At 68.3% G+C, this 13,009-nt stretch carries 12 protein-coding genes; 5 read left to right on the forward strand and 7 right to left on the reverse strand.

The annotated features are described in order from the left end of the window. The 4 genes from dnaG to ACWGCN_RS20795 form a co-directional block, all read right to left on the reverse strand. A complete protein-coding gene (gene dnaG, locus ACWGCN_RS20780) occupies positions 1-1,923 on the reverse strand; it encodes a DNA primase (RefSeq protein ID WP_378637593.1) in 1,923 nt (640 codons plus the stop codon). 25 nt (positions 1,924-1,948) lie between these two features. Then, positions 1,949-3,202, reverse strand: coding sequence for a deoxyguanosinetriphosphate triphosphohydrolase (locus ACWGCN_RS20785; RefSeq protein ID WP_387447805.1), 1,254 nt, complete (start codon positions 3,200-3,202; stop codon positions 1,949-1,951). A gap of 1 nt (position 3,203) precedes the next feature. Beyond that, positions 3,204-3,782: a YdcF family protein gene (locus ACWGCN_RS20790; protein ID WP_378637756.1), complete on the reverse strand. Its 579-nt coding sequence runs from the start codon at positions 3,780-3,782 to the stop codon at positions 3,204-3,206. A gap of 119 nt (positions 3,783-3,901) precedes the next feature. After that, positions 3,902-4,834 carry a LysR family transcriptional regulator gene (locus ACWGCN_RS20795; protein ID WP_452458256.1) on the reverse strand — a complete coding sequence of 311 codons (933 nt, stop codon included), beginning with the start codon at positions 4,832-4,834 and terminating at the stop codon, positions 3,902-3,904. An 84-nt stretch (positions 4,835-4,918) separates the two neighbouring features. On the opposite strand from ACWGCN_RS20795, the gene ACWGCN_RS20800 reads away from it, so the two are divergent. Then, positions 4,919-5,335 (forward strand): DoxX family protein, encoded by a 417-nt coding sequence (locus tag ACWGCN_RS20800; protein WP_452458255.1) that lies wholly within the window; start codon positions 4,919-4,921, stop codon positions 5,333-5,335. 12 nt (positions 5,336-5,347) lie between these two features. Here ACWGCN_RS20800 and ACWGCN_RS20805 read toward each other — a convergent pair whose 3' ends face one another. Then, a complete protein-coding gene (locus ACWGCN_RS20805) occupies positions 5,348-6,025 on the reverse strand; it encodes an MBL fold metallo-hydrolase (RefSeq protein ID WP_452458254.1) in 678 nt (225 codons plus the stop codon). A gap of 69 nt (positions 6,026-6,094) precedes the next feature. On the opposite strand from ACWGCN_RS20805, the gene ACWGCN_RS20810 reads away from it, so the two are divergent. Both ACWGCN_RS20810 and ACWGCN_RS20815 read left to right on the forward strand, forming a co-directional pair. Beyond that, entirely contained in the window at positions 6,095-8,083 is a 1,989-nt protein-coding gene (locus tag ACWGCN_RS20810; protein WP_452458253.1) for a TPM domain-containing protein, read from the forward strand. A 125-nt stretch (positions 8,084-8,208) separates the two neighbouring features. After that, positions 8,209-9,027, forward strand: a complete 819-nt coding sequence (locus tag ACWGCN_RS20815; protein WP_452458252.1) for a MerR family transcriptional regulator — start codon at positions 8,209-8,211, stop codon at positions 9,025-9,027. Positions 9,028-9,162: 135 nt separating this feature from the next. Here the strand turns inward: ACWGCN_RS20815 and ACWGCN_RS20820 are convergent, their stop codons facing one another. Together ACWGCN_RS20820 and ACWGCN_RS20825 are read right to left on the reverse strand one after the other, a co-directional pair. After that, entirely contained in the window at positions 9,163-10,473 is a 1,311-nt protein-coding gene (locus ACWGCN_RS20820; RefSeq protein ID WP_452458251.1) for a phthiocerol/phthiodiolone dimycocerosyl transferase family protein, read from the reverse strand. 129 nt (positions 10,474-10,602) lie between these two features. Then, positions 10,603-12,003: a glycine--tRNA ligase gene (locus tag ACWGCN_RS20825; RefSeq protein WP_378637754.1), complete on the reverse strand. Its 1,401-nt coding sequence runs from the start codon at positions 12,001-12,003 to the stop codon at positions 10,603-10,605. A gap of 189 nt (positions 12,004-12,192) precedes the next feature. Between ACWGCN_RS20825 and ACWGCN_RS20830 the strand changes: the two genes are divergently transcribed. Together ACWGCN_RS20830 and ACWGCN_RS20835 are read left to right on the forward strand one after the other, a co-directional pair. Next, a complete protein-coding gene (locus ACWGCN_RS20830; RefSeq protein WP_067456316.1) occupies positions 12,193-12,543 on the forward strand; it encodes an ArsR/SmtB family transcription factor in 351 nt (116 codons plus the stop codon). Then, complete coding sequence (locus ACWGCN_RS20835) at positions 12,527-12,997, forward strand: Fur family transcriptional regulator (RefSeq protein WP_449968955.1); 471 nt, start codon at positions 12,527-12,529, stop codon at positions 12,995-12,997. Before ACWGCN_RS20830 ends, ACWGCN_RS20835 begins: the two co-directional genes overlap by 17 nt. The last annotated feature ends 12 nt before the right edge of the window (positions 12,998-13,009 follow it).

A 13,009-nucleotide genomic window follows, 5' to 3' on the forward strand; every position in this document is an offset into this window, starting at 1 on the left:
TCAGGCGCCGGCCGCGTAGCCCTCGTTGCCCATCGCCTGGGCCGCGAGGCTCTTGCGGTACTGCTCCAGCGCCACCAGGTCGCCGAACAGCGTCATGTAGGTGTCGGGCTCCTCGCTGGCCGACAGCCGCTGCAGCCTCGACTTGAGCTCGGCGATCTGGCGGCCCACCCAGGCTTCCTGGACTCGCGCGAGAATGCCCGTGATGAAGCGGGGGGTGTCGTTCTGCGTGCGCACCGGGAGCTGCTCGTTGGCCAGTTCGGAGACCAGGGCGCGGATCATCAGGTCGTCGGTGTGGTCGGCGACGGCGGCGACCCATTCCGCACCGCTGAGCCCGGCAGCCGTGCCGCCGGCCTGGGCGATCATGATGCGCACGGCCACATAAGCGGGGTGGGTGAAGGCGGCGGCGTCGATGGCGTCGAACGACACGCCCGCGATGCCCGGGTATTGCAGTGCGGCGCTGAGGGTTTGGCGCTGCGCGTACAGCACCGGGTCGTTCGGTGCGGGCCGCACCGAGGAGCTCTCCTCGACGCGAGGCGCGGGGATCGCCGCGGCGCCGGACTTCAGATCGGGCGTGGTGCCGCCCATCCGGTTCTTCTTCGCCTCTTCACCGACCCGGCGCACGACGAGCTGGATGTCGTCCCAGCCCACCCAGCCGGCCAGCTTGGTGGCATACCCCTTGCGGGTGGCGTTGTCCTTGATCTGGGCCACCACGGGCACCGTACGGCGCAGCGCCTCGACACGACCCTCGACATCGTCGAGATTGTGTTCGGCCAGCAGTCCGCGAATCACGAACTCGTACAGCGGGGTCCGCCGCGCCACCAGATCACGCACGGCGCTGTCGCCGGAGTGCTGACGCAACTCGCACGGATCCTGCCCGTCGGGCGCCACCGCGATGTAGGTCTGTCCCGCCAGCCGCTGATCACCGCTGAACGCCTTCAGCGCCGCGGCCTGCCCGGCCGCGTCACCGTCGAAGGTGTAGATGATCTCGCCGCGCCAGAAGTTGTCGTCCATCAGCAGCCTGCGCAGTACCTGCAGGTGTTCTTCGCCGAACGCGGTGCCGCACGACGCCACCGCGGTTTTCACCCCGGCCAGATGCATGGCCATGACGTCGGTGTAGCCCTCGACGACCACGGCCTGATGGCCCTTGGAGATGTCGCGCTTGGCGTGGTCGAGACCGAACAGCACCTGAGACTTCTTGTACAGCAACGTTTCCGGCGTGTTCACGTACTTGCCGGGCATGGTGTCGTCGTCGAACAGCTTGCGCGCGCCGAAACCGATCACCTCGCCGCCGAGATTGCGGATCGGCCACAGCAGGCGACGATGGAACCGGTCGATCGGACCGCGCTTGCCCTGCTTGGACAGTCCGGCAGCTTCCAGTTCCTTGAACTCGAAACCCAAGCGCTGCAGGTGCTTGGTCAGCCCGTCCCAGCCCGCGGGGGCGTAACCGCAGCCGAACTGCGCCCAGGATGCCTTGTCGAAGTTGCGGTCGGTCAGATACTTGCGCGCGGCCTCGGCTTCGGGTTCGTGCAGCAGGCCCATGTAGTACTCGTGCGCGGCGGCATTGGCGGCGACCAGGCGCGAGCGGGTGCCCCGGTCGCGCTGCACCGAGGTGCCGCCACCCTCGTAGTTGATCTGGTAGCCGATGCGATCGGCCATCTGCTCGACGGCCTCGACGAAACCGATGTGTTCCATCTGCTGCAGGAACTTGTAGACATCGCCGCCCTCACCACAGCCGAAGCAGTGGAAAAGCCCGTGGTTGGGGCGCACATGGAACGACGGCGACTTCTCGTCGTGGAACGGGCACAGACCTTTGATCGAGTCGGCGCCCGCGCGCTTGAGCGCCACGTACTCGCCGACTACATCTTCGATCCGGACACGTTCACGGATCGCCGCGATATCGCGATCTGGGATTCGTCCGGCCACGATGAGCGAGTCTAGTCGGGTCTGCTCAGCGGCAGTCCAGCGAGGCGGCGACGCGTTCGAAGCGGCTCTCGGTGTAGGACGCGATCTGGTCGATCACCACGCGCACGCGGGCGGCCTCGGTGGTGGCGGCGTTGAACCAGGGCAGCATCTGATCGTCGAGGTGGGCGGGCGCGGTGGTGAGCAGGCGGTCGGCCACGGCCTGCACGCGGTCGCGCTGGGTCTGCTGGCGGGCGAGGTGGCCGGGGTCGGAGCGCACGTAGCGCAGGGCGACGGTCTTGAGGACGGCCACCTCGGCGGCCACGATCGGCGGCACGATCAGGTCGGCCTCGTAGCGGCTGAGCGGGCCTTCGCCGTAGCGCTCGTGGGTGGCCGAGATCGCGGCGGTGGCGAAGCGGCCGACCAGTTCGCTGGTGAGCCGTTTCAGGGCGACCGAGGCGCCGAAGCTGCCGTCGTAGTTCACGGCGTCGGCCACGATGTCGAGCTCGGAGAGCCGTTGCGCGGCGGCGGCGAGTGCCTCGATCGACTGGTCGGGATGCTGGCCGTGGCCCTGCTCGGCCAGCGCCGCCTGTTCGGCCGGGTCGGCGAGGGCGCGCAGGTCGATGCGGCCGACGATCACACCATCCTCCACGTCGTGCACCGAGTAGGCGACGTCGTCGGACCAGTCCATGATCTGGCATTCCAGGCTTTGTTTGCGGTCGGGCGCGTCTTTGCGCACCCAGGCCAGGCGCTCGAGGTCGTCGTCGTAGGCGCCGAACTTGGTGCCGGAACCGCTTCTGCCCCAAGGGTATTTGAGGGTCGCGTCCAGGGCCGCCCGAGTGAGGTTGAGCCCAAAGCTCTCTGCGTCGGCGTCGAGGACCTTGGGTTCGAGGCGGGTCAGGATGCGCAGGTTCTGCGCGTTGCCTTCGAAACCGCCGTAGCGGTCGGCGAATTCGTCGAGCGCGCGTTCACCGTTGTGACCGTAGGGCGGGTGGCCGATGTCGTGGGCCAGGCCGGCCAGGTCGACCAGGTCGGGGTCGGCGCCGACACCGTCCGCGATACTGCGCCCGATCTGGGCCACTTCGAGCGAGTGGGTCAGCCGGGTGCGCGGGGTGTCGCCCTCGCGCGGGCCCATGACCTGGGTCTTGTCGGCGAGGCGACGCAGCGCGGCGGAGTGCAGCACGCGGGCACGATCGCGGGAGAACTCACTGCGATGCCCCTTGCCCGCGGCGCCGGGCCACGCGGTCTTACCGGGCTCGTGGACCATGCGTTCCTGGTCGTGCGGGGTATAGGTCCCTGTCATCTCACTGTCCCGCCTCGTAAGGAAAATCTGCCGAGAAATGAGTGAGCTGGTACCAGAGCAGCGCGCCGGTTTCGCGGGCGATGCCGTGGAATTGCGACTCCCTCGTGTAGACGGCGGGCCCGGTACGGGTGGGTGCGGTCCACGCTTCCAGGCCTGCGTCGCGAGCCATCGTCCTGGTTCGCAGTGAATGCCACGGATCGCTCACGAGTACGGCCGATGACATATCGCGCTCCCCCATCGCCGACGCCACCGCCTCGATGCTGCGCAGTGTGTCGGAACCGGTTTCGACGGCCACGATATTCTCGCTGGGGACGCCCTTGTCCTCCAGATACCGTTTGCCCGAGGCGGCTTCGGTATACAGGTCGCCCTCCTGTTTGCCGCCGACAGTGATCACGGTGGGCGCCACCCCGGCCTCGTAGAGTCGCCACGCCTGATACAGCCGCGCCTCGAAAACCGACGACGGCGTTCCCGAATACTGGGCCGCGCCGAGCACCACGATCGCGTTCGCGGGGGTGTAGTCGTCGATCCGCGCGACCTGCCAGACCCGGACCGCTGTCCCGGCGACCAGCACCAACCCCATCAGCACCGCGCCGGCGATCAACCGGACGAACCACACCGAGACCGTCGACACCAGCCCGCGCGGATGCCTGACATCCGGGGCGGGCGTGACCGTTCGCGAGAAACCCGATTTCACCTTCGTCAGTCTGCCAGGTCGCTCCGACGCCCCGCGGGGTCAGCGGTCACCACCGGATTCCGTTCCGGTGAACGGCCGACCGCCGATCCCGCGGACTCCCAGGGGATCGTCGCGGCGATGTCGACGAACGAGCGGATCAGCGGGCTGTGTGCCGCGCTGGTCCAGGCCAGCACGAGGCTGCTCGGCGGCTTGTCGGCGAGCGGGACCACCACGAGACCCTCCGGGACCGGGTGGCCCAGTGGCGTGAGGCCGACGGTGCCGTTCCACAGGACGGTTTGCTGACATTCGTGGACGGTGCGCACCACCGGGCCGGTGTCCGGATCGGTCGGGTGCGACCAGTAACTCCGCCAGATCGGATCGGTGTCGGCGGGCAGCTGGAACCACTGTCGATCGGCCAGTTCGCGCAGGTGCAGACTCGCGCGATCGGCCAGGGGATCGTCGACGCGAAGGACGACACCCACCGGGTCGGTGCGCAAAACCTGTGTGGTGATGCCGGTTTCGTCGAAGGGCGTGCGGGTGAGGGCGATGTCGACGCGTCCGGCGCGCAACCCGGCCGTCGGGTCGGCGAAGTCGCCTTCTCTGATGTGCACCTGGACGTCGGGATGCGCGGCCCGGTACGCCGCGGCCAGTCGGCTCCCTGCCGCTTCGGCGAAGGTGCCGATCGTGACGGCGGACGCCCCGGCTGCGACCGCGACCCTGGTGCGCACCCGATCGGCCTGGGCCAGCAGCTCGAGGGCCTCGTCGTAGAGGGCAGACCCGGCAGGCGTGAGAGTCACGCCCGTCGGTGAACGACGCAGGAGTTCGTAGCCGAGGTCGTCTTCGAGCTGTTTGATCGCCCTGCTCAGGGGCGGCTGGGTCATGTACAGCCGGGCGGCGGCGCGACCGAAGTGGAGTTCCTCGGCCACCGCCGTGAAGTATCGCAGCAGACGGAGGTCCATGAGCTGCGACGATACCCGCTCGGTATCGGGCCCGCAGAGATCGGTCTTGGACGCGACCGGTCTCACGATGATCAGGTGGAAGTCATGAGCGTCATGGTCCTGATCGGACGAATCCTGTTCTCCGCGTTGTTCATCGGCGCGGCTATCGGCCATCTGAGCGGCGCGAAGGACACCGCGCGCTACGCCGCGAGCCGTGGGGTGCCGTCGCCGTTGTTCGCGGTGTACGCCTCGGGTGCCGCCATGCTCGTCGCGGGAACGAGCGTGCTGCTCGGCGCCTGGGGCGATCTCGGATCGCTTGTCCTGGTGGCGTTCCTGGTGCCGACGGCCTTCCTGATGCATGCCTTCTGGAAGGAGACCGACGCCGAGACCAAGCAACACGAGATGGTCCACTTCAACAAGGACCTCGCCCTGGCCGGTGCGGCACTGGTGTTCTTCGCGGTCTTCGCCTACACCGCCGACCTGGGGCTCACCCTCACCGCCCCAGCCTTCACGCTGCGCTGACCGGACCGGAGATCACCAACCCCGCGCCCGCCATTCGGGCAGATTCGCGCGGTCGGCGCCGAGGGTGGTGTCGTCGCCGTGACCCGGGTAGACGACGGTGTCGTCGGGGTAGCGGTCGAAGAGTTTGGTGGTGACGTCGGTGAGGAGGGTGTCGAAGTCGGCGGGGCTGTGCGTTTTCCCCACTCCACCTGGGAAAAGGGAGTCCCCGGTGAAGAGGTGGGTGTGGCCCGCGTTGTCGGTGAGGGCGAGGGCGACCGAGCCGGGGGTGTGGCCGCGCAGGTGGATGACGTGGAGGACGAGGTCGCCCACTTCGATGGTGTCGCCGTCTTCGAGCAGGCGGTCGGGGCGGACCGGGAGGTGGTCGGCGTCGAGGGTGTGGGCGGCGGTGGGGACGTCGAGGGACTTGGTGACCTCGGTCAGGGCCTGCCAGTGATCGGGGTGGCGGTGGGTGGTGACGAGCTGTTCGATCTGGCCGGGTGTCTCGAGCGCGGTCAGTTCGATGATGCGCTCGGCATCGTTGGCGGCGTCGATCAGCACGGCGGCGCCGGTGGTGGCGCTCTGGATCAGGTAGGTGTTGTTGTCCATCGGGCCGACGGACATCTTCACGATGCGGGCGCCGGGGACGTCGCGCTGCTGGGCGTCCCCGCCCGCGGTGACGTGACCTGTGTACTGGCGAGCGACTGTGACCATGCACCCGATCGTAGAAGCCACGCGCCGCGCTGTCGTGCCGGTGTCGGTGTCGACCGTTAGATTCGACACATGCCGCTGTCGAGTTCGGCCCCACGATCGGTTTCCGCACTCTGCGCGGTGTTCGCCGTGTTGAGTCTGCTGTGCGCGCCCAGCGCGGTCGGCGAACCGCCCGCGCGCATGGGTCCGCAGGTGGTCGATACCGCGAATGTGCTCAGTGCGGGCGACGAAGCACGCGTGCTCGACGCGGTCGACGCCCTCTACCGCGATCACCAGGTGAAGCTGTGGGTGAACTATGTGCGCACCTTCGGGTCGATGGCGCCCCGCGACTGGGCTGCCCGCACTTCCGACCTCTCCGGTTTCAGCGATCATGATCTGCTGCTGGCGGTGGCCGTCGACGACCGCGGCTACTGGCTCGACGGCACCCTTCCCGAGAGTGTGAGCGACTCCGAACTGGACTCGCTGCTCGCGGGCTCGGTGGAACCCGATCTGCGCGACCAGAAGTGGGCACAGGCCGCGGTCGACACCGCCGAGGGAATCGGTTCGGCGATGCGGGGCGGCGGGGTGCCGTGGGGTGTGCTGATCCTCATCGGGCTGGCTGTGATCGTGGTGGCCGGCGGTTTGATGTTGTTCTCGCGCAAGCGTCGAGGTGACCGGGATCGTGCCGAGCTGACCACCGCGCGCGGGGTGGATCCGACCGATTCCGCGGCGCTGGCGCGATTGTCGCTGCCGACCTTGCACACGCTCTCCCGCGAGCGACTGGTCGAGATCGACGATGCCGTGCGGACCAGCGCCGAGGAATTGACCTTGGCCACCAGCGAATTCGGTGACACCGCGGTGACGCCGTTCCGCTCCGCGCTCGATGCCGCCCGCGCCGCCACCGCGAAGGCGTTCACGATTCGTCAGCAACTCGACGACGCGATTCCGGAGACGCCGGACCAGCAGCGCGCCATGCTCATCGAGCTGATCGCCACGGCGGGCACGGCCGATCGCGAACTCGACTCGCAGGTCGCCGATTTCGACGCCATGCGCGATCTGCTCATCGACGCGCCCGCTCGGCTGGACACGCTCACCCGCGACATCGTCGAGCTGACCGCGCGCATGCCGGGCTCCGAAGCCGAACTCACCCGCTTGGGTTCGACCTATCCACCCTCGGTCATCGCGCCGATCCACGACAACGTGCGGATGGCGCAGGAGCGAATCACCTTCGCCGAGAACAACATCGACTCCGCTCGAACCGCTCTCACCCAGCCCGTCGGGCAGCAGGGTGGTGCGGTCGCGGCGATCCGAGCGGCCGAAGGCGCGATCGGACAGGCAAGGACGCTGCTCGATGCCGTAGACCAGGCCGCGACGAATATCCAGCAAGCACGCGACGGTCTTGCGGCCGCCCTCGACGAACTGCGCGCCGACCTGAGCTCGGCCACGAGCCTCACCGAGTTCGGCGGCGCCGACCTGGCCGCCGCGGTCTCGTCCGCCACCGCGGCCCTGAATGCCCCGAACGCCGACAGCGATCCCCTCGGTACCTTCCACACCGCGGTCACCGCTGATGCCGAACTGGACCGCGCGATCGCGGCGGCCTCGGATCGCAAACTGGCCGTGGAGGATCTGCGACGCCGGCTCGATCGCACCCTCACCGACGCATCCGCCCGCATCGATGCGGCGTCGTCGTTCATCACCACCCGGCGTGGCGGCGTCGATGCGGAGGCCCGCACCCGGCTCTCCGAAGCGCAACGTCACCTCGCCGAGGCACACGGACTCGCGGGCACTGACCCCGAACGCGCACTCGTCAGCGCACAGACCGCCGCCGACCTCGGCGGCCGGGCCATGCAGCAGGCGCAGGCCAGCGTGCAGGCGTGGGAGACGCGTCAGCCGATGTCGGGCGGCGGCTCACAGACCGGCGCGGTGCTGGGCGGAATCCTGCTCAACGAGCTGCTGCGGGGCGCGATGAGTGGCGGTTCGCGGCGCGGAGGCGGCGGCTATGGCGGAGGCGGCGGCTACCGTCCGGGCTCGTACGGCGGCTCGTCGGGATCGCGTCGAGTCAGCCGGGGCGGCAGATTCTGATCCCGGCCAGCGCGAGGGTCGACCGCGCCGGGCGCAGTGCCGGACGCACCTGATCGCGGCGCGGCGAGGTCGACCGGTTCGCCCTTGACTCTCTCACCGTGTGAGGCCGTACACCGGAAGGCGTCATGTTCAGTATCGGAGATTTCGCCAGGCACGGTCAGGTGTCGGTGCGCATGCTGCGCCACTACGACGCGGTGGGTTTGTTGGCGCCCGCCAGAGTCGACGCGGCCACCGGGTACCGCTTCTATACGGCGGCGCAGCTGGCCCGGCTCAATCGGCTCATCGCATTGAAGGAGCTCGGGTTCACGCTGGAACAGGTGGGCAGAATGCTCGAGCCGGGGCCCGACGCGGCAGAACTGCGCGGCATGCTCACCTTGCGCCGAGCCGAGTTGGAACAGCGGATCGCGGCCGACCGTTCGCGGTTGACCGAAGTCGAAGCGAGACTCCGAATCATCGAAAAGGAGGGCGTCATGCCCGATCAGGATGTGGTGATCAAGTCGGTGCCCGCAGCCAGAGTGGCCGAATCGTCCAGCTGGGCTTCGGGATTCGAACCCCAGGCGATCAGCCCGGTGATCGGGCCGCTGTTCAGCGAACTGTCCGACCGGCTGGCCGCGGCCGGGATCACGATCGCCGGTCCCGCGATCGCCTACTACGACGCGCGTGACGACGGGACGGTCGGCGTGCACGCGTGTGTGCCGGTGAATGTGGATCCCGCTGCGGCACCGGACTTCTCGATCGTCGATCTGCCCGCGCTCGAACGCGCCGCGACCACCGTCCATCGCGGGAACGTGAGCGGGATCGGCGCGGCGTGGCAGGCGCTCGGTCGCTGGGTGGAGGACAACGGGCACCGCACCGGCGCGCCCGTCCGCGAAGTCACCCTGGAGTGGACGCCCGATCCCGATGGCTGGGTCACCGAGCTGCAGGAGCCTCTCGCACCGCGCTGAGGCGCGGCCGGCCCGTGCGATCCGCAGGCGAGATCCGTGCGCCCAGCCTCCAGCGGTCGTGGCCGGCGGAATTCCCGTCGACTGCGCCACTTGCGGCGGGGTGCCGCTCTGCGGAGCCGGGCCGTGCTGTCGGATTCAGGCGGTCGCGGCTTCCTGATCCGCGGATGACCAGGACAATTCCGCGGCGACGGCATCCAGCAGGTGGGCGGCGAGTGGGCCGCCGCCCAGTCGGCCGATGGTCAGTCGACCGAGATAGGTGTAGACGAGGAAGGTGACCGCCGCGGACGCCCCCGTCGACGGGCGGGGGTGTGCGGAGAGGTAGACGATCTCGTAGTCGTCGAGAATCAGCCCGGCGGGGGCGCGGAACGGGGGCACCGTCCCGGTGTTGGTGAGCGCGATGTGCCCTGCGGTGGAGTGGATTCGATCGGGACCGAAGAAGTCGGGGAAGTGCAGAACGGACTGTTCGATCACCCCGTCGGCCAGGTCGTTGTGCAGGCTGGTGCCGATCCGGCGAGCGAGCACGACGAGGTCCGCGGTGTCGGCGGCATCGGTGGCGAACGCGGCCAGGCCGGACAGGTTGGTGCCGGCTTCCGCGGCGACCGCAGGGTCGAGGCGCCTGCGCAGGTCGACCGGATACATACACGAGACGTGGTCCGCGCCCGAGAGATCGCCGTATGCCCGCAACACCGCGGCGGTGACCAACCCGTTGACGCTCACCGCATGCGCGCGAGCGAGCTCGAGCACTCGTGCGGTCGCGACGGTATCCAGCTGAATCCGCGCGGGCCGGGCCAACGTGGCCGGTGCGGCCTCCGCCCGCTCGATCCCACTCACCGAATCTGTGACGACGAGCGGACGCGCTACCGTCTCGAGTCCCGACCGCCGTCCACGCCGGATCCCCCGCTGCGCCAGCAGCACCTCGAGCGACGCCGGATACTCCCGCGTCGCACCGGCCGCGGTCTCCGACTCGGCGACCACCGTTGCCGTGTCCGCGATCTTCCCGGTCTCCACATAGTCGGTGTAGAAGCCCCACAGCCGCGCGAACAGTTCGACACAATGCCCCGCGTCGGCCACGCTGTGGTGCACGAACAACGTGACCCGAGCCCGATCCTCTTCGGCGAGAACCACATCCAGATAGGCCAATTGGGCCCCGGGATCCATGGACTCGGCCGGAATCCGCACCTCGTCGGGATCGCCGAAACTCACCCACGCGCCGACGGCCTCGATATCCCCCGGACGCAACAGGATTCCGTTCTCGTCGGCATCCTCGACGATCCGGCACACCAGAATCGGAAACCGCCGCTGCAATGCCGCGAAGGCCGCGCCGAGCCCGGCCGCGTCCAGTTCCCCGAGCACCGTGACCGACCGTCCGGTGAAGGTCGCGTGCCGCACGAATCGTTGTTCCGACGGGTCGAGCGCCCGCACCACGTCTTCCGGTTCCCACAGCACAACGAAGATCGTGAGGCAAGCGCCCACCCAACGCAAACCGTCAGCTACGCAGTGTGATCAACCGCCCAGTGCGCGGACGTGAAAGAGCCCGCACCGAGCTAGCGGTGCGGGCTCCGTCGACCTGACGGATCAGGCGCCGATCAGTCGTGCTGCCAGGTAGGACTCGACCTTGTCCAGGGCGATGCGCTCCTGGGCCATCGAGTCGCGCTCGCGGATCGTCACCGCGTGGTCGTCGATGGTGTCGAAGTCGACCGTGATGCAGAACGGGGTACCGATCTCGTCCTGACGACGGTAACGACGGCCGATGGCACCCGCGTCGTCGAAGTCGACGTTCCAGTTGCGGCGCAGCTGGGCGGCGAGGTCCTTGGCCTTCGGGGTCAGGTCGGCGTTGCGCGAGAGCGGCAGCACCGCGGCCTTGACCGGCGCGAGGCGAGGATCCAGACGCAGGCTGATCCGCTCTTCGGTCGTGCCCTTCGCGGTGGGCACCTGGTCGACGGTGTAGGCGTCGACCAGGAAGGCCATCAGCGAACGGGTCAGACCGGCGGCCGGCTCGATGACGTACGGCGTGTAGCGCTCACCGCTGGCCTGATCGCGGTAGCTCAGGTCGACGTTCGAGTGCTCCGAGTGCGTCTTGAGGTCGTAGTCGGTGCGGTTGGCGATGCCCTCGAGCTCGCCCCATTCGCTGCCCTGGAAGCGGAAGCGGTACTCGATGTCGGTGGTGCCGGCCGAGTAGTGCGACAGCTTTTCCTTGGGGTGCTCGAACAGGCGCAGGTTCTCCGGGTCGATGCCGAGGTCGGTGTACCAGGACAGGCGGGTGTCGATCCAGTACTTGTGCCACTCCACGTCCTCGCCCGGCTTGACGAAGAACTCCATCTCCATCTGCTCGAACTCACGCGTGCGGAAGATGAAGTTGCCCGGCGTGATCTCGTTGCGGAAGCTCTTGCCGATCTGGGCGATGCCGAACGGCGGCTTCTTGCGCGCGGTCTCCTGGACGTTCTTGAAGTTGACGAAGATGCCCTGCGCCGTCTCGGGACGCAGATAGTGCATGCCCTCTTCGTCGTCGACCGGGCCGAGGAAGGTCTTGAGCAGGCCGGAGAAGTTACGCGGTTCGGTCCACTTGCCGGGCTGGCCGGTGTCGGGATCGTTGATGTCGGCCAGGCCGTTGGCGGGCGGGTGGCCGTGCTTGGCCTCGTAGGCCTCGATGAGATGGTCGGCGCGGTAACGCTTGTGCGTGTGCAGCGACTCGACCAGCGGATCGGAGAAGGTGGCCACGTGGCCCGAGGCCTCCCAGACCTGGCGCGGCAGGATCACCGAGGAGTCGAGACCGACGACATCGTCGCGGCTGGTGACCATGGTCCGCCACCACTGCCGCTTGATGTTGTCCTTCAGCTCGACGCCGAGCGGACCGTAGTCCCACGCCGACTTGGTGCCTCCGTAGATCTCACCGCACGGGTAGACCAGACCCCGGCGCTTGGCGAGGTTGGCAACGGTGTCCACCTTCGACTTGGGTGCCACGCGAGATTTCTCCATCCACTGCGAGTCGGAATTGTTCGGCATGCCGTACCGGTGTTCGATGCGGCCTACCGTACGTAAGTGGGTCCAGCGTATCGGGACGCGTCCAGTGGGTTTGCAGCAGCCGAGGTGTCCGCGCGGCGCGTCATTTGACATGCGCAATTATGCATATCAAAATGGAATCTGTTTCCATTAAGGAGTTGGTTGATGACCACCGAGGCCGCGCCCGCGCACCCGCACAACCCGTACCACTCCCCCGCCCCCGCCGCCGTGCCGTCGCGCACGGTCCTGGAGGACGCGGGCGAGCTGCTGCGGGCACTGGCCGCGCCGGTACGCATCGCCATCGTGCTGCAGTTGCGTGAGTCGCCGCGCTGCGTGCACGAGCTGGTCGACGCGCTCGGCGTCACCCAGCCGCTGGTCAGCCAGCATCTGCGCATTCTCAAATCGGCGGGCGTGGTGCACGGCGAACGCTCGGGCCGCGAGGTGCTCTACGAACTCGTCGACGACCATCTGGCGCATATCGTGGTCGATGCCGTCGCCCATGCCGAGGAAGGGTAATCCGTTGGCAGACAACACCTCCGCGAAGCAGGTCGGGGTCCGCAGCACCCGCCAGCGCAGTGCCATCTCGGCCCTGCTCGACAATATCGACGAGTTCCGCTCGGCGCAGGAATTGCACGACGAGCTGCGCAAACGCGGCGAGGGCATCGGCCTGACCACCGTCTACCGGACTCTGCAGTCCCTGGCCGACGCGGGCATGGTCGACGTGCTGCGCACCGACACCGGCGAATCTGTCTACCGCCAGTGCTCGAGCGGCCACCATCACCACCTGGTGTGCCGCCAGTGCGGGCGCACCGTCGAGGTCGAGGGCCCGACGGTCGAGGCATGGGCCGAGACCATCGCGAGCGAACACGGCTTCACCGAGGTGAGCCACACACTCGAGATCTTCGGCACCTGCCGCGAGTGCGTGCGCAGCCGAACCGATGCGGCGAGAGACGAACCCGCATCCGTGTGACTCACATCACAT

Source organism: Nocardia sp. NPDC055050 (assembly GCF_053608345.1).

Excerpts from the sequence above, each read along its gene's own strand:
- ACWGCN_RS20785 (WP_387447805.1), bottom strand. The coding sequence starts at position 3,202 with ATGACAGGGACCTATACCCCGCACGACCAGGAACGCATGGTCCACGAG.
- ACWGCN_RS20835 (WP_449968955.1), top strand. The coding sequence starts at position 12,527 with ATGCCGAGGAAGGGTAATCCGTTGGCAGACAACACCTCCGCGAAGCAG.
- ACWGCN_RS20810 (WP_452458253.1), top strand. The coding sequence starts at position 6,095 with ATGCCGCTGTCGAGTTCGGCCCCACGATCGGTTTCCGCACTCTGCGCG.
- ACWGCN_RS20825 (WP_378637754.1), bottom strand. The coding sequence starts at position 12,003 with ATGGAGAAATCTCGCGTGGCACCCAAGTCGAAGGTGGACACCGTTGCC.
- ACWGCN_RS20815 (WP_452458252.1), top strand. The coding sequence starts at position 8,209 with ATGTTCAGTATCGGAGATTTCGCCAGGCACGGTCAGGTGTCGGTGCGC.
- ACWGCN_RS20830 (WP_067456316.1), top strand. The coding sequence starts at position 12,193 with ATGACCACCGAGGCCGCGCCCGCGCACCCGCACAACCCGTACCACTCC.
- ACWGCN_RS20795 (WP_452458256.1), bottom strand. The coding sequence starts at position 4,834 with ATGGACCTCCGTCTGCTGCGATACTTCACGGCGGTGGCCGAGGAACTC.
- ACWGCN_RS20805 (WP_452458254.1), bottom strand. The coding sequence starts at position 6,025 with ATGGTCACAGTCGCTCGCCAGTACACAGGTCACGTCACCGCGGGCGGG.
- ACWGCN_RS20790 (WP_378637756.1), bottom strand. The coding sequence starts at position 3,782 with ATGGGGTTGGTGCTGGTCGCCGGGACAGCGGTCCGGGTCTGGCAGGTC.
- ACWGCN_RS20800 (WP_452458255.1), top strand. The coding sequence starts at position 4,919 with ATGAGCGTCATGGTCCTGATCGGACGAATCCTGTTCTCCGCGTTGTTC.